Raw genomic sequence first — 14891 nt, forward strand, 5'->3', positions numbered from 1 at the left:
ATCACCGATGAGCAGCCGTTATCGGAAGTACGACGGCGGCGACCCGCTCGCGCCGCCCGTCGACATCGCCGAGGCCCTCGACGCCATCGGTGAGGACGTCATGGCCGGCTACAGCCCGGAGCGGGCGATGCGCGAGTTCCTCCGCCGCGGTGGCGAGGACCGCGCCGGGCTCGACGACCTGGCCCGGCGGGTGGCCGAGCGCCGGCGCGACATCCTGCAACGGCACAACCTCGACGGCACGCTCACGGAGGTGCGCGAGCTGCTCGAGCGCGCCGTACTCGAAGAACGGAAGCAGCTCGCCCGCGACGCGATGATGGACGACGGCGACCGGGCGTTCCGCGAGATGCGGCTCGACAACCTCCCCGACTCGACCGCGGCCGCCGTCACCGAGCTCTCCGACTACGACTGGCAGTCCTCGGAGGCCCGCGAGGCCTACGAGCAGATCAAGGACCTCCTCGGCCGCGAGCTGCTGGACCAGCGGTTCGCCGGCATGAAGCAGGCGCTGGAGGGGGCGACCGACGAGGACCGCGCCGCGATCCAGGAGATGCTCTCGGACCTCAACGAGCTGCTCGAGAAGCACGCGCGCGGCGAGGACACCCAGCAGGACTTCGACGACTTCATGGCCAAGCACGGGGACTTCTTCCCCGAGAACCCGCAATCCGTCGACGAGCTGATCGACGCGATGGCGCAGCGCTCCGCTGCGGCGCAGCGGATGCTCAACTCGATGACGCCGGAGCAGCGGCAGGAGCTGATGGAGCTCTCCGCCCAGGCGTTCGGCTCGCCGCAGCTGATGGAGCAGCTCGCCCGGATGGACGCCAACCTGCAGTCGCTGCGACCCAGCGAGGACTGGGGCGGTGGCGAGAGCTTCCAGGGCGACCAGGGCGTCGGCCTCGGTGACGGCACCGGCATGCTGCAGGACCTCGCCGAGCTGGACGCGCTGGCCGACCAGCTCTCGCAGTCGTACGGCGGCGCCCGGCTCGACGACGTCGACCTCGACAAGCTGGCCCGCCAGCTCGGCGACCAGGCCGCGGTCGACGCGCGCCGGCTCCAGGAGCTGGAGCGGGCGCTGAGGAAGTCCGGCGCGATGGAGCGCGGCTTCGACGGCGAGCTGCGGCTCACCCCGAAGGCGATGCGCCAGCTCGGCAAGGCGCTGTTGCGAGACGTCGCCCAGCGGCTGTCCGGCCGGCAGGGGCAGCGCGAGCTGCGCCAGGCCGGTGCTGCGGGCGACCTGTCGGGTGCGACCCGGGAGTGGCAGTTCGGCGACACCGAGCCGTGGGACATCCCGCGCACCATGCTCAACGGCGTGCTCCGCCGGGCGGGCGACCCGTCGGGGCCGCGGTTGTCCATCGAGGACGTCGAGGTCGCCGAGACCGAGGCCCGCACCCAGGCCGCCGTCGCGCTGTGCGTGGACACCTCCTTCTCGATGGCGATGGACGGACGCTGGGTGCCGATGAAGCGCACCGCGCTGGCGCTGCACACCCTGATCGGCACCCGCTTCCGCGGTGACTCGCTCGAGCTGATCGGCTTCGGCCGGCACGCGGAGACGATGGACATCGAGCAGCTCACCGCGCTCGACGCGCGCTGGGCCAAGGGCACCAACCTCCACCACGCCCTGCTGCTCGCCAACCGCCACTTCCGCAAGCACCCCAACGCCCAGCCGGTGCTGCTGATCGTCACCGACGGCGAGCCGACCTCCCACCTCGAGCCGAACGGCGAGGTGTTCTTCGACTACCCGCCGCACCCGATGACCATCGCGCTCGCCGTACGCGAGCTCGACAACGCCCGCCGTCTCGGCGCGCAGACGACGTTCTTCCGCCTCGGCGAGGACCCCGGCCTAGCCCGCTTCATCGACTCCATGGCCCGTCGCGCCGACGGCACCGTCATCGCCCCCGAGTCCGACGACCTCGGAGCCGCCGTGGTCGGCTCCTACCTCGGCTCCCGCGGCCCCCGCAGCCGCTTCGGCGCCGGCTCGTACGGGGACTTCTTCGGCGGCCGGGGCTTCTGGGTCGGCTGAAGCCGCGGTCGTCATTGCCAGCGTGGTCCATAGCCCTCGCTGGCAATGACGACTCTCGTCCCTGTGGAGGACGGGCCCGTGATCGGCTCGCCGCGGGCATTCTCCTCGGGTGCAGGACGAACGGTGGCGGCGCCGAGCAGCCGAACAGGCGGGTCTGTTGACCCGGCTGCAGCTGCGAGGGCTCGGGTTCGAGAGGTGGGCGGTCAATCACCGGATCGCGACAGAGCGGTGGCGCGGTCTCAGCTCCACCGTGGTCAGCACGACGACCGGTGTCCTCACGCGCGAGCAGCAGATGTGGCTCGGGGTCCTGCACGCAGGCGGTGACTCGATCGTGGGCGACCTGACGGCCGCCGAGGTGCACGGGCTGCGCAACTGGCACCGGGACGAGGTGACGGTGCTCGTGCGACGGGGGCTCGACGTGGGAGACGAACCGATCCCAGGAGTCCGGTTCGTGGAGACGAGGCGACCGCTTGCCCAGCTCCGCCACCGCGGATCCCACCTCCCGGTAGCGATGGTCGAGCCTGCCGTGCTCCGCTTCGCGGCCTACCAGCGGTCGACCCGGACTGCCGAGGGCGTCCTCGCGGCTGTCGTGCAACAGCGACTGACGAGTCCGCAGTCGCTCTCGAACTGGGTCGACCGCATGAAGCCGCTCCGATGGTCCAAGCGTTTCAAGGGCGTGCTGGATGACATCGCGGGCGGAGCTCAGTCGGTGTCGGAGATCGACGTCAGGCGGATGTGCCGGCGCTACTCCCTCGCGCCGCCGTTCCGTCAGGTGAAGCGGCGGGACGCAACAGGTCGCGTGCACTTCACCGACTGCGAGTGGCGGCTCCCGGACGGGAGGATCCTCGTTCTCGAGGTCGACGGAGGCTTCCACATGGAGGTCGAGCACTGGGAGGACGATCTCGCGCGGCAGCGCGCCCTCACCACGCCGGGCCGCTTGGTCGTCCGTTGTACCTCCCGAGAACTGCGCGACGAGCCGGGGACAGTGGCCGCCGACCTTCGCAGGCTCGGAGTCCCGGCCGCTTAGGTCGTCATGGCGAGCGCGGCCGATGGACCTCGCTGGCAATGACGACCGCGCCCGAGCTTGATCTCAACCGCACTTGAAGTCGCAGGGTGGAGGCATGGCTACCAGTGATGATCCTGTCGCGGTCCTCGGCACCGGTGCGATCGGGAGTGCCGTCACCCGCGCGCTGCTCGGGTCCGGGCGACCGGTGATCGTGTGGAACCGCACCGCCGCCAGAACTGACCCGCTCGTGGACGCCGGTGCCGCCCGAGCGGCCACGGCGGCAGAGGCGCTGGCCGCTGCGCCGCTGTCGGTGCTGACCCTCACCGACTACGTGGCGGTCGACGCCCTCCTGGAGGCATCGATCAGCACCGACCTCGCCGGCCGCGCGGTCGTCGCGCTGGTGACCGGTTCTCCGGAGGATGCCCGTGCCGCCGCCCGCCGCGTCGGCACGACCGGTGCGTCCTACCTCGACGGCGGGATCCACGCCTCGCCGGAATCGATCGGCACGCCCGCGGCGACGCTCCTGCTTTCCGGGTCCGCGTCGGCGTTCGCCGAGCACGCCCCGACGCTGGAGCTGCTCGGCACGCCGCGTTTCATCGGTGAGGAGCCGGACGCAGCGGCCACCCTCGACCTCGCGCTCTACGGCGCCTGGTACGACGCGCAGCTCGGCCTGCTCCGGGCACTCGAGCTGGTGCGGACCGCGGGCGTCGACATCGACCAGTTCGCGGAGCTGGTGGCCGCCCAGCTCGATCACGTCCCGCGTGGAGTGACCCACGTCGTCGGCGAGGTTCGAGCTGGTGTGTTCCCGCCTGGTCCGGCAACGCTCGTGGAGCACCTCGTGATGCTCGAGCAGCTGGTCGCCGTGCGCGGGCAGTCCAGCCTCGGGGCCGGCGGACTGGACGCCGTCGCGGCCCGCATCGAGCGCGAGATCGCCGATGGCCAGGGGAAGCTGGGGCTGACCAGCCTCGTCAGTGGGGTCGTCCTTGCCAGCGAGGGCGATGGTTCACGCTGGCAATGACGACCCGTGCAGCACGCCGGCCAGCTCCTCGACGCCGTCGACGAGGCGGGTGCCGGGGCGGGCCCAAGAGGCGTTGGCGTCGACGGCGTGGACGGGGACACCGGCGGGCAACAGCCCACGTCGTACGACGTCGTCGGCGAGCTCCTGGGCGGCCGGCCGGTCGTAGCCGCAGGGAGCCACGACGACCAGGTCGGGCTCGGCGGCCGCGACGTCGGACCACGTGGTGCGGACCGACTTCTCGCCGGCGGTGCCGAGCACGCAGTGTCCGCCGGCCAGCTCGACCATCTCGGGGATCCAGTGGCCGGGCGCGAACGGCGGATCGGTCCACTCGAGCAGGAGGACGCGGGGCCGCGGCCGTCCGGCGACCCGTGAGGCCACCGCCTCGAGGCGGGCCCGCTGCGAGGCGACCAGCTCCTCGGCAACCGCCTCCCGCCCGACCGCCTTGCCGAGCAGCAGGATCGAGTCGAGGACCTCGTCGAGGGTGTGGGGGTCGCAGGTGAGCACCTCGGCCGTGCAGCCCAGGTGGGCCAGCGCGTCGTCGACGACGGACACGTCGACCGCGCAGACGGCGCAGAGGTCCTGGGTCACCACCAGGTCGGCGTCGAGGTCGGCGAGGGCACCGGCGTCGAGGTGGTAGAGATCCTCACCGCGACGCATCGCGTCGGCGACGTACTCGTCGATCTCGTGCGGGGTCAGGCCCTCCGGCATCGCGGACGTGGAGACGACGCGCCGCTGCCGGGCGTCGGCGGGGTAGTCGCACTCGAAGGTCACGCCGACCACGTCGTCGCCAGCACCGACGGCGAACAGGATCTCGGTGGTGGAGGGCAGCAGGGACACGATCCGCACGTCCCGACAGTAGTGGGGACAATGGAGGCGATGTCCGAGCCCACCCTGACCGTCCTGGTCCTGCTCGGGTTGGCCGCGCTGGCAGCCGGGTTCGTGGACGCGGTGGTCGGAGGCGGCGGCCTGATCCAGCTGCCGGCGCTGCTCATCGGGCTGCCCGGCGCGACGCCGGTGCAGGTCCTCGCGACCAACAAGGTGGCGTCGATCTGCGGCACGTCGGCGGCCGCGGCGACGTACTACAGGCGGGTCCGGCCGGATCCCCGCACCTTCGGGCCGCTGATGGTGTGTGCCCTCGTCGGGTCGTTCGCCGGTGCGCTGGTCGCCTCGCAGATCCCGCGCGAGGCGTTCGAGCCGATCGTGCTGGTGGTGCTCGTGGTCCTGGGCGCCTACGTCGTGCTGCAGCCCGAGGTGGGCGAGAAGACGCTGCTGCGGTTCGCCGGGCGCCAACACCTCGCTGCGGCGATGGCCGTGGGCGCGGTCATCGGGTTCTACGACGGCGCGCTCGGTCCCGGCACCGGCAGCTTCCTCGTGTTCGCCCTGGTCGGGCTGCTCGGCTACGACTTCCTCGAGGCCTCGGCCAAGGCGCGGCTGGCCAACTGGGCCACCAACCTCGGCGCGCTGCTGCTCTTCATCCCCACGGGCGCCGTGCTCTGGCAGGTCGGTCTGGTGATGGGCGTGTGCAACCTCGCCGGCGGCTACCTCGGCGCCCGCACGGCGGTGGAGAAGGGCGCGAAGTTCGTCCGCGTCTTCTTCATCGTCGTGGTGTCCGCGTTCATCGTCCGCATCGGTGGCGACGTCTTCGGGGTGTGGTGAGCCCTATCGTGGGGGCGTGAGCCCCTTCTGGATCACCGCGTTCCTCGACTTCAGCGCCGACGGTTTCGACGACGGGCTGCGCTTCTGGTCAGCCCTCACGACGTACGACGTCAGTCCGCGCCGTGGCAAGGTCGGCGAGTTCGCGACCCTCGTGCCGCGCGACGGCGACGCGTTCCTCCGCGTCCAGCGGCTCAGGGACGGGGAGGACCGGATCCACCTCGACCTTCACGTGTCCGACCCCCGCTCCGCCGCGGACCGCGCCGTGGGGTTGGGCGCCACCGAGGTCGCCGACTTCGCCGACGACGGCTACGTCGTGATGCGGTCCCCGGGCGGGTTCGAGCTCTGCTTCGTCGACCACCCGGCCGGCGTCCGGCCGGCGCCGACGGCCTGGCCCGGCGGGCACTCCTCGCTGGCCGACCAGGTCTGCATCGACATCCCGGCGTCGTCGTACGACAGCGAGCGGGCGTTCTGGCGCGACCTCACCGGCTGGGAGCAGCGGGAGTCGTCGGTCTCGCCGGAGTTCTCGTCCTTGGTGCGGCCCGAGGGTCAGCCGGTGCGGCTGCTCCTCCAACGCCTCGGCGAGCAGTCCGGCACCGTCCGTGCCCACCTCGACTGGGCGACGACCGACCGTCCCGCCGAGACCGACCGGCACGTCGCGGTCGGCGCGACCGTGCAGGAGGTGCGTGAGCACTGGACGGTCCTGACGGACCCGCTCGGACGCCGCTACTGCATCACCGACCGCGACCCCGAGACCGGAGTGCCTCCGAAGCCGCCGACGGACTAGCGTCGCCGGCATGGACCCCGACGCCCGCACCCACACACCGCTGGCCGCCGACGAGGCGACGACCGTTCGCGCCTTCCTCGACTACCACCGCGACACCCTGCGCTGGAAGGTCTCCGGACTCACCCAGGAGGAGCTCGCCCGGACCCTCCCGCCGAGCACGATGACCCTCGGCGGCATGGTCAAGCACCTCGCGCTCGTCGAGTCGAACTGGTTCGAGGTCGTGCTCGACGGCGCGGAGCTGATGATGCCGCCGTTCGATGCGATCGACTGGGACGCCGACCGCGACTGGGACTGGGACTCCGCCGTCCACGACACCCCCGAGCAGCTGCTCGCGCTCTTCGACGAGGCCGTCGCTCGCTCCGACAAGCTGATCGACGCGGCGCTCGCCGGGCCGAACGGGCTCGACACGCTCTCGGTCCGCACCAGCCGTCGCTCCGGCAACGCCTACAGCCTGCGGTGGATCCTGCTGCACATGGTCGAGGAGTACGCCCGGCACAACGGCCACGCCGACCTCATCCGCGAGTCGATCGACGGGCAGGTCGGCGACTAGCCCTCCGTGTCGGCGAAGCCGGGCAGGAACTCCTCCATGATCGCCCGGAACGGCGCCTCCGCCTCGAGCTGGCTCATCACGCCGACCCCGCCGAGCCAGGTGCGGTGGATGAGCACGTACGACGGCGGCAGGTTGAGCTTGATCGTGACCGTGTAGGTCGGGTCCTTCGGGTTGTTGATCCGCTGGAACTGCTCGCGCATCCACGCCCGGGTGAACCGGAACCGTTCGTGCCGGCTGGGCTCGACGAACGGGTTGAGGTAGTCCATCAGCAGCTCGGGCTCGATCCGGATCTTGTCCTTGATGAAGCCCTCCTCGCGGATGCCGGTCAGCAGCGCCTCGCTGTCGCCGTCCGCGCAGAGCCGGACCAACCGCCCCAACGGCCGTGGCAGGCCGCCCTCGGGCAGCCGCGCGACCGCGCCGTAGTCCAGCACCCCGAGCCGGCCGGGCGACCCGTCGGCGTTCGGGATGATCCGGTAGTTGCCGGGGTGCGGGTCCGCGTGCAGCAGCCCCGTCCGCGCCGGGCCGGAGAAGAGGAAGCGCACGTAGAGCTCGCCGTAGTGGTCGCGCTCCTCGCGCGTGCCGTTGGTGATGATCGAGGCCAGCGAGGCCGGCGTCTCGAGCCACTCGGTGATGAGGACGCGCGGTCCTACCGCCACGACCTCGGGTACGACGATCTCCGGGTCGCCGTGGAACGCGGCCGCGAACGTGCGTTGCGCCTCGGCCTCGAGCGGGTAGTCGAGCTCCTCCTTGGCCCGGGCTTGGACCTCCTCGATGAGCGGCTTGATGTCGACGCCTGGGATGAGCGGCGCGATCGTGCGGGCTGCGCGGGCGAGGGTCTTGAGGTCGGACTCGATCGCGGCGCCCGCGTCGGGGTACTGCACCTTCACCGCGACCTCGCGCGACTGCCCGGTCTCCGGGTCGTGCCAGCGGCCCTTGTGCACCTGCCCGATAGAGGCGGCCGCGCTCGGCCCACCGTCGAGCCACACCAGCTTCGTCTTCCAGTCCGGGCCGAGGTCCGCGGCGAGGATGTCGCGCACGGTCTGGGTCGGCATCGGCGGCGCGGAGTCCTGCAGCCTCGTCAGGTGCTCGCGGTACGGCGCCGCCATCTCCTCCGGCAGTGCCGCCTCGAGGATCGACAGTGCCTGGCCGAACTTCATGGCCCCGCCCTTGAGCTCCCCGAGGGTGCGGAAGAGCTGCTCGGCGGTGCGCTGCTGGATCTCGGTCATCACCGTCTCGGCGGGCTTGCCGCCGAGCCGCTTGCCCAACCCGAGCGCGGTGCGACCGGCGTACCCGAGGGGGAGGGCGGCGAGTCGTGCCGTGCGTGCAGCAGCGGTCCGTGGGAGGTCGGCCATGGCGTCATTCTCGCCGATCGCACCAACCCGGCGGGGGCGCTCGCAGCAAGCTGTTCACGCGATATGGCGCTCCCCGCACGGGGTGTGGTGAGCCCGGGACGGCACCCAGGCGGTGAACGAGACGACGCCGTCGTCGTACGTCATCTCGCTGGGGCACAGCTCGTGGCGGATCAGCCGCAGGACCGGGCGGTTGTCCGCGCTCGCGGTGCCCTCGAGCGACGCGATCCCGAGCTCCCGGGCGTCGGCCAGCAGCCGGCGGAGGAGCAGCCGGCCGAGGCCGCGACCCTGCCAGTCGTCGACCACCTCCAGGGCCGGCTCGGCGCGTCGGGCCTCGGTGCGCACCAGCCGGCCGAGGGCGACCGGCCGGCCCGGACCCTCGCGGACGACGACGGCGTGGTGCCGGAACCCGTCGGCGTCCGCGAGGGCGGTGGCGGCAGCGGTGGTGAGCCGTGGCACCGGGCTCAGGTAGCGGCGGGTGCGGCTCAGCTCGCCGAGCTGGTCGAAGACCGCCCGGACGGTGGCGACGTCGCCGTGCTCGAGCGGAGCGATGCTGAGCGTCACGCCGGCCACGACCAGGCGTTCGGACCGCGCCGTTTCCATCCGACGCCGGTCCAGCTGGTGCCTGTTCACCGCCGCACCTCCCTCAGGCCGTGCGGACCGCAGCGACGTCGAGCTCCAGGACGATCTTGTCGCCGACGAGGACGCCGCCGGTCTCCAGCGCCGCGTTCCAGGTGATGCCGAAGTCCTTGCGGTTGATCACGACCGACCCTTCGAACCCGATCCTGAAGTCACCGTCGGGGTCCGTCGCCGCGCCGCCGAACTCGAACGGGACGGTGACCGAGCGGGTGACGTCCTTGATCGTGAGGTCGCCGGTGATCGCGACGGTGGTGGGGCCGGACCGGCGTACCTCGGTGGAGACGAACGTGATCGTCGGGAACTGGTCCATCGCGAGGAAGTCGTTGCTGCGCAGGTGCTCGTCGCGCTGCGCGTTGCGGGTGTCGATGCTGGCCGCCTGGATGGTCAGCGCCACGCGCGACCCGGACAGGTCGTCGCCGGCGATGGCAGCGCGACCCTCGAATGCGGTGAACGCGCCGCGGACCTTGGTGACCATCGCGTGCCGGGCGACGAACCCGATCCGGGTGTGGTCGGCGTCGAGCACGTAGTCGCCCTGCAGGCCGGCGAGGTCCGGTGAGGTGGAGAGGGTGGTCATGATGGGAACCTCCATGATTGGTGATGTGTCACGTACATCGTGAACCCAAGATTGGTGATGTGTCAATCACTTCGCTTAAGATCGTTCGCATGAGTGCTGACAGCCCGTGGTTGACCGATGAGCAGCAGCGCGTCTGGCGCGACTGGCTGCAGGCGACCGCCCTGTTGCCCGTCGCGCTGCACGCGCAGCTGCAGGCCGACTCCGACCTGTCCTTCCCGGACTTCGAGGTGCTGAGTGAGCTCTCGGAGGTCGAGGGCAGACAGATGCGGGTGGGCGACCTCGCGCGAGCCCTGCAGTGGGAGCGCAGCCGCGTCTCCCACCACGTCAAGCGGATGGAGGCGCGCGGTCTGGTGCGGCGGGAGGAGTGCGCGAGCGACGGCCGCGGCGCCCAGGTGGTGGTCACCGCGGGCGGACGACGGTCGATCGAGCGAGCGGCGCCCGGTCACGCGCGGACCGTCCGGCGGCTGATGTTCGAGCCGCTGAGCGCGCGGGAGGTCGCCCTGCTGGGCGAGGTGCTCTCCGGGCTCGTCTCCCGCCTTCGTGAGGAGGACGAGCGGCCGCGCTGACGACGTCAGCGCGTGGTGTCGAGGACGACCTTGCCGATCCGGTCGTCGGCGTCGAGGCGCGCGTACGCCGCCGCCACGTCGCCGAGTCCGAACACCGAGTCGACGAGGGGAGCCCAGCGGTGCTCCTCGACGTGGCGCAGCAGGTCGCGGAAGTCGCGGGGGCTGCCCATGGACGAGCCGAGCACGTCGACCTGCTTCCAGTAGACCGACTGCACCCGGAGCTCGGCGGTGGCGGAGGCCATCTTGCCGACCGCCACGAGCCGGCCGCCGGGGCGCAGCGCGTCGACGAACGGTTGCCACAGCGCCCCCGTCGGGTCCAGCGCGAGGTCGGCGCCCTCGGGCACCAGCGCGCGCAGCTGCTCGGCGACGGCGCCGCGGCTGCGATCGACGACCGCGTCCGCGCCCAGGGCCGACGCAGCCGCGGCCTTCGCGGGTCCTGAGGTGACCGCGGCGACCCGAGCCCCGTGGGCGTGGGCCAGCTGGACGGCCATGCTGCCGACCCCGGAGGAGGCCGCGCCCACGACGACCGTCTCGCCGCCCTTGAGCCGACCGCGGGTCACCAACGCGCGCCAGGCGGTGAGGCCGGCCAGCGGCAGCGCTGCCGCCTCCTCCCAGGAGAGGTGAGCCGGCACCCGGTGCACGTTGGCGGCGGGTACGGCGACCAGCTCGGCATGCGTCCCGTCCGTGGGGGAGCCGAGGATCTCGTAGGAGGCGCCGGGGGCCTGCTCGTCCTCGCCCCAGTGCAACGACGGGCAGATGATGACCCGGTCTCCCGGAGCGACGTCGGTGTCGTGGCCGGCGACCGGGGGTCCGACCTCATGGACGAGGCCGGCCCCGTCGGCGCCGTACACCGTGTCGGGCTTCTCCTCGGTGCGGGCCGCCAGCAGCATCGCGTCGAGCCGGTTGAGGGCCGCCCGTTGCAGCCGCACGGTCACCCACCCCGGTGCGGGGCTCGGCGGCGGCACCTCCCGCACCTCGACGGGCGGGGCGGCGGGATCGACGTTGGTGACGGCGGCTCTCATGCGGACCTCCTGGGCTCGTTGCTCGAGCTCCCAGGGTGGCCGAACGGGCTTGGCGGATCCTTGGCGTTGCACGGCTCGCTGCGTGCGGCGGCAACAAGCGGGCGCCAAGGGCGAAGGGTCATGGTGGGCGGGTCCGAGCCGAGACGACACCCACGGAGCCCTAGCCATGACCACAACCCCTCATCCAGACCAGGTGCGGCTGCCGGGCCAGGCCGCGGCGCCCGACGGGCCGATCGACATGTACCCGATGTACCTGATGCACCACGCCTTCCGGCGCGACCTGGACCGGTTCGTCGCCGCGGCGACCCGCACCCCGGCCGACGACCGGCGCACCTGGCACCGGCTCGTGCGGCGCTGGGACGTCTTCGCCAAGGCGCTGCACGATCACCACCGCAGCGAGGACAGGTACATCTGGCCCTACCTCGCCGGCCGCGTGGACGACGCCGAGCGGCGGGTCCTGGCGGAGATGGAGGCCGAGCACGGCCGGATCGACCCGCTGCTGGCCGCCTGCCGCCACGGGCTCGAGAGCATGACCGAGGCCGCGAGCGAGGAGCGACGTACGGCGTTGCGTGCGACCCTCGAAGCCGCGCGCAACGTGCTCGGGGAGCACCTCGGGCACGAGGAGACCGATGCGATCCCGGTGATCCAGCGCCGGATCCCCCTCGAGGAGTGGCGGCGCCTCGAGAAGGAGGAGCTGCGGAAGGAGTCTCGGCTCACCGACGTGCTGGTGGTCGTCCCGTGGGCCCTGGACGGGGTGCCCGACGACGTGCGGGAGCGAGTCTTCGCGGCGCCCGGAGGTGCCGCGTTCAAGGTGCTGTGGCGACTGACGCGTGGGCGGTTTGCGCGTCGCGAGGCGCGGGCGTTCCGCTACGCGTGAGCGACCGCGAGCCGTGGCCGGCCGTGCCGCCAGGCCGCGCGGGACGCGGGGACCTGCTGACGGAGCATGTCCCGGACGATCGCGCTGGTGAAAGTGACCCGGTCGAACTCCATCTCCTGGACGATTCCTGCGGCCCGCGCCGGCTCGAGCCGGTCGAGGACCACGTCGGGCCCGCTGCCGACCACGTCGGCGACCCGCGCCAGGTCGGCCTCACCCAGCGCTGCAGCGACGGCCAGGACGTCCCAGGTCTCCGGCGGCAGCAGGGCCAGCCGTCGCCGCACGAGCTCGGCGACCGGGGTGGGCACGGAGGCGACCACGTCGGTGAAGGAGGCTCCCGTGCGCGCCGCCTCCCGGGCGTAGGCGACGACGAGGTAGGGCACACCGTGGGTCCGCGCGTGCACCGCGCGGCCCTCCGCGGACGTGACCGGTCGCCCCGCGACCGCAGCGCAGAGCGCGCGGGTGCCGTCGGCCGACAGCCCCTCGAGCTCGATGCGCAGTGCGTGGCGGCGGCCGAGATTGGCTGCCAGGTCGCCGAGGGCGTTCGTCGGCCGCGCGTGGGGGCTGCGCCACGACGTCACCACCAGCAGGGGGCGCGGGTCGGGAGCCTCGGCGAGGAGGCGGAGCACGCGCAGGGTGGGCCCGTCGGCCCAGTGGAGGTCGTCGAGGACCAGCAGCAGCGGTTGCTCGGCCGCGGCGTCGAGGACGACGTCGACGAGGTGACCCCAGCGGTCGAACGGGTCGGCCTTCGTCGGCTCCGGGTCGTCGGGCAGCCCGAGGTCGGCGAGCAGCCGTTGCCACGGGTGCAGGGGAGGGGCGTCCTCGTCCTGGGAGCACCGGCCCCACCCCACGCGGAACCCCGCCGCCTCGGCGCGCACTGCGAGCTCGGTGAGCACCCGCGTCCTCCCGATGCCGGCCTCGCCCGTCACCGCCGCGAACGTGGTCTGCCCGGTGGCGGCGAGCGCGAGGGCGGCGTCCAGGTCGGCGGCGTGACGCTCCCGCTCGAAGGCCGGCCAGATCCCCGGCGCGGCGGTGGTCGGTGCCGGTGTTCCCGTCGCGACCGCGGCGACCGCCTGGCGCAGGGGCGTCCACTTGAGCCACTCCTCCTGCCTCAGCACTGCGGCCTGGAGTCGCTGCAGCTCCGGCGACGGCTCGATCCCGAGCTCCTCGCGCAGGGTCCGTCGCAGCACGGCGAGGACGTCGAGCGCGTCGGCCTGGCGGCCGTCCCGCGTGAGCGCAATGGCGCGGAGGCCCCACAGCCGCTCCCGGAGCGGGTGGGTCGTCGTCAGCGAGGAGAGCTGCAGAGCAGCGCGGCGGTGGTCGCCGAGGGCCAGCCAGAGCGCGACCTGGTCCTCCAGGGCGAGGTCGCGCAGGTCGGCGAGCCGGCCGCGCTCGGCCGAGGCCGTCGTCGAGTCGCCGAGGTCGGCGTACGGCATGCCGCGCCAGCGACCCAGTGCCCCGACGAGCCGGGCCTCGGCCGCGGCCAGCTCCTCCGCCGTGAGCGGCGGGGGCCCGGACTCCGGGAGCGACCGGACGACGTCGTGCAGCGCAGTCACCTCGGCCTCGAAACGGCGGGCGTCCAGCTCGTCGTCGGCAAGGTCGAGGAGGTAGCCACCGGTCCGGGTCACCAGCACGGGCCGGCTCACGCGGTCGGGGCGGAGCGGGTCGAGCGCCTGGCGCAGCCGGGAGACGTAGGACTGGACGGAGGGGACCACGGCGGCCGGCATCGCATCGCCCCAGACCAGGTCGACGAGACGGTCGATCGGGACGACGGTCCGGGGCGAGAGCGCGAGGGCAGCGAGGATCGCGCGCTGCTTGGGCGGACCCAGCGCGACCGGTTTCTCGTCGTCACGGACCTCGACGGGTCCGAGAACCTGCACCTCCACAGGGAGAGCGTACCCGAGATAGGTGACGTCTCACCAACTTTTCTCGCCGGGTGGTCGTCGGTGGTTCAGACCGGAGGGGCTCCCGGCTCGAGCAGCCGCTTGGGGTGCATGCCGTCGACCTGACCGATGAACGGCGGGTGGATGCTGTAGCCGAGCATCCGGCGGATGTCCTCCGACACCGCGCGTACGGTGTCGCGGGTCGTGGAGAGGGTGAACGCCTCCTGCGGCCGCAGCCACGGCTCGCAGTACTGGGCGGTGAGCGCGAGACGAGGGGCGTCCGACCGGTTGGCGCCGCCGCCGTGCCAGAGGGTGCCGACGAAGAAGACGCACGACCCGGCGCTCATCACCACGGGCTCCCGTCGTACGGACTCGTCGGGGACGCGGTCGTCCCAGGTGTGGCTGCCGGGGACGACGTCGGTCGCGCCGTTCTCGGCGGTGAAGTCGTCGATAGCCCAGATCGTCGCCGCGCCGAGCGGCGCCCGGGGCCGGGGGATCGGGTAGAAGCTGTCGTCGGTGTGCAGCAGCTGCGCCTGCTCGCCCGGCAGGATGTTGATGACCTGCAGCATCGAGAGCAGGTAGTTGGGCAGGAACAGCCGGTCCAGCAGGGCCAGGACCCGCGGGTGGTCGGCGATCACGTCGCAGGTGCGCGTCTTGTTGAGCACGCTGTAGACGCGCTGCGTCGTGTGCCCCTCGAAGTTGTTGCGCCCGGTGCGGTCGAGCAGCGGCGTCACGTCCGCCCGGATCGCGTCCAGCTCCGCCGACGAGAGCAGGTCGGGCAGGATCACGTAACCGTCCCGCTCGACCGCCGCCAGGTCAGTGCGTACGACGTCCTCGTCGACCGCCGCGCCGCTGCTGGCCGTGCGGGGGTAGGTGCCCGCCAGGTCCCCGGTGAGGTCGGTGAGGGACGAGACCTTGTCGTTCACGTGGCTCATCGCTGAAGGATCGCACCCGCG

The 14891-nt window shown here is 72.4% G+C and carries 15 protein-coding genes; 8 read left to right on the forward strand and 7 right to left on the reverse strand.

All coding sequences use genetic code 11. The features are described from left to right. The first annotated feature begins 7 nt into the window (after window positions 1-7). The 3 genes from DJ010_RS14415 to DJ010_RS14425 all read left to right on the forward strand — a co-directional run bounded on the left by DJ010_RS14415 (window position 8) and on the right by DJ010_RS14425 (window position 4038). Window positions 8-2014, forward strand: a complete 2007-nt coding sequence (locus DJ010_RS14415) for a vWA domain-containing protein (RefSeq protein ID WP_109694935.1) — start codon at window positions 8-10, stop codon at window positions 2012-2014. 157 nt (window positions 2015-2171) lie between these two features. After that, window positions 2172-3041, forward strand: a complete 870-nt coding sequence (locus DJ010_RS14420) for a putative endonuclease domain-containing protein (RefSeq protein WP_109694937.1) — start codon at window positions 2172-2174, stop codon at window positions 3039-3041. A 94-nt stretch (window positions 3042-3135) separates the two neighbouring features. Next, window positions 3136-4038, forward strand: a complete 903-nt coding sequence (locus tag DJ010_RS14425; protein ID WP_109694939.1) for an NAD(P)-binding domain-containing protein — start codon at window positions 3136-3138, stop codon at window positions 4036-4038. Here the strand turns inward: DJ010_RS14425 and DJ010_RS14430 are convergent. Continuing rightward, the gene (locus DJ010_RS14430) at window positions 4024-4884 is read right to left on the reverse strand and encodes a cobalamin-binding protein (protein WP_109694941.1); all 861 of its coding nucleotides are present in this window, start codon (window positions 4882-4884) and stop codon (window positions 4024-4026) included. The two genes, DJ010_RS14425 and DJ010_RS14430, sit on opposite strands and share 15 nt — an antisense overlap. Window positions 4885-4914: 30 nt before the next feature. Here DJ010_RS14430 and DJ010_RS14435 point away from each other — a divergent pair, with 30 nt between their 5' ends. From DJ010_RS14435 to DJ010_RS14445, 3 genes are read left to right on the forward strand one after another with little or no spacing between them, the layout of a single operon-like run. Further along, on the forward strand, window positions 4915-5694 hold the full coding sequence (locus tag DJ010_RS14435; protein WP_109695163.1) for a sulfite exporter TauE/SafE family protein: 780 nt from the start codon (window positions 4915-4917) through the stop codon (window positions 5692-5694). 16 nt (window positions 5695-5710) lie between these two features. Continuing rightward, window positions 5711-6478, forward strand: coding sequence for a VOC family protein (locus DJ010_RS14440; RefSeq protein ID WP_109694943.1), 768 nt, complete (start codon window positions 5711-5713; stop codon window positions 6476-6478). Window positions 6479-6488: 10 nt separating this feature from the next. After that, window positions 6489-7028, forward strand: coding sequence for a DinB family protein (locus DJ010_RS14445; RefSeq protein ID WP_109694945.1), 540 nt, complete (start codon window positions 6489-6491; stop codon window positions 7026-7028). Here the strand turns inward: DJ010_RS14445 and DJ010_RS14450 are convergent. From DJ010_RS14450 to DJ010_RS14460, 3 genes are read right to left on the reverse strand one after another with little or no spacing between them, the layout of a single operon-like run. Then, entirely contained in the window at window positions 7025-8380 is a 1356-nt protein-coding gene (locus DJ010_RS14450; RefSeq protein WP_109694947.1) for an ABC1 kinase family protein, read from the reverse strand. The genes DJ010_RS14445 and DJ010_RS14450 overlap by 4 nt on opposite strands. Window positions 8381-8434: 54 nt before the next feature. Continuing rightward, window positions 8435-9010: a GNAT family N-acetyltransferase gene (locus DJ010_RS14455; RefSeq protein WP_146207358.1), complete on the reverse strand. Its 576-nt coding sequence runs from the start codon at window positions 9008-9010 to the stop codon at window positions 8435-8437. A gap of 13 nt (window positions 9011-9023) precedes the next feature. After that, window positions 9024-9590, reverse strand: a complete 567-nt coding sequence (locus DJ010_RS14460; RefSeq protein WP_109695165.1) for a YceI family protein — start codon at window positions 9588-9590, stop codon at window positions 9024-9026. Window positions 9591-9679: 89 nt separating this feature from the next. On the opposite strand from DJ010_RS14460, the gene DJ010_RS14465 reads away from it, so the two are divergent. After that, window positions 9680-10156 carry a MarR family winged helix-turn-helix transcriptional regulator gene (locus DJ010_RS14465; protein WP_109694951.1) on the forward strand — a complete coding sequence of 159 codons (477 nt, stop codon included), beginning with the start codon at window positions 9680-9682 and terminating at the stop codon, window positions 10154-10156. Window positions 10157-10161: 5 nt separating this feature from the next. On the opposite strand, the gene DJ010_RS14470 is transcribed toward DJ010_RS14465, so the two are convergent. Further along, on the reverse strand, window positions 10162-11178 hold the full coding sequence (locus DJ010_RS14470; protein ID WP_158283025.1) for a zinc-binding dehydrogenase: 1017 nt from the start codon (window positions 11176-11178) through the stop codon (window positions 10162-10164). A gap of 166 nt (window positions 11179-11344) precedes the next feature. On the opposite strand from DJ010_RS14470, the gene DJ010_RS14475 reads away from it, so the two are divergent. Further along, window positions 11345-12055: a hemerythrin domain-containing protein gene (locus DJ010_RS14475; protein ID WP_109694956.1), complete on the forward strand. Its 711-nt coding sequence runs from the start codon at window positions 11345-11347 to the stop codon at window positions 12053-12055. Here DJ010_RS14475 and DJ010_RS14480 read toward each other — a convergent pair. Both DJ010_RS14480 and DJ010_RS14485 read right to left on the reverse strand, forming a co-directional pair. After that, window positions 12046-13938, reverse strand: a complete 1893-nt coding sequence (locus tag DJ010_RS14480; protein ID WP_109694958.1) for an ATP-binding protein — start codon at window positions 13936-13938, stop codon at window positions 12046-12048. The genes DJ010_RS14475 and DJ010_RS14480 overlap by 10 nt on opposite strands. A gap of 65 nt (window positions 13939-14003) precedes the next feature. Beyond that, window positions 14004-14870 carry a phytanoyl-CoA dioxygenase family protein gene (locus tag DJ010_RS14485; protein ID WP_109694961.1) on the reverse strand — a complete coding sequence of 289 codons (867 nt, stop codon included), beginning with the start codon at window positions 14868-14870 and terminating at the stop codon, window positions 14004-14006. Window positions 14871-14891: the final 21 nt, after the last annotated feature.

Origin of the sequence: Nocardioides silvaticus (assembly GCF_003160695.1) — a bacterium.
GTDB lineage: Bacteria > Actinomycetota > Actinomycetes > Propionibacteriales > Nocardioidaceae > Nocardioides > Nocardioides silvaticus.

Coding starts and splice junctions, on each gene's coding strand:
- DJ010_RS14475 (WP_109694956.1), top strand. CDS start 11,345: ATGACCACAACCCCTCATCCAGACCAGGTGCGGCTGCCGGGCCAGGCC.
- DJ010_RS14425 (WP_109694939.1), top strand. CDS start 3,136: ATGGCTACCAGTGATGATCCTGTCGCGGTCCTCGGCACCGGTGCGATC.
- DJ010_RS14485 (WP_109694961.1), bottom strand. CDS start 14,870: ATGAGCCACGTGAACGACAAGGTCTCGTCCCTCACCGACCTCACCGGG.
- DJ010_RS14415 (WP_109694935.1), top strand. CDS start 8: ATGAGCAGCCGTTATCGGAAGTACGACGGCGGCGACCCGCTCGCGCCG.
- DJ010_RS14470 (WP_158283025.1), bottom strand. CDS start 11,178: ATGAGAGCCGCCGTCACCAACGTCGATCCCGCCGCCCCGCCCGTCGAG.
- DJ010_RS14465 (WP_109694951.1), top strand. CDS start 9,680: ATGAGTGCTGACAGCCCGTGGTTGACCGATGAGCAGCAGCGCGTCTGG.
- DJ010_RS14450 (WP_109694947.1), bottom strand. CDS start 8,380: ATGGCCGACCTCCCACGGACCGCTGCTGCACGCACGGCACGACTCGCC.
- DJ010_RS14445 (WP_109694945.1), top strand. CDS start 6,489: ATGGACCCCGACGCCCGCACCCACACACCGCTGGCCGCCGACGAGGCG.
- DJ010_RS14435 (WP_109695163.1), top strand. CDS start 4,915: ATGTCCGAGCCCACCCTGACCGTCCTGGTCCTGCTCGGGTTGGCCGCG.
- DJ010_RS14460 (WP_109695165.1), bottom strand. CDS start 9,590: ATGACCACCCTCTCCACCTCACCGGACCTCGCCGGCCTGCAGGGCGAC.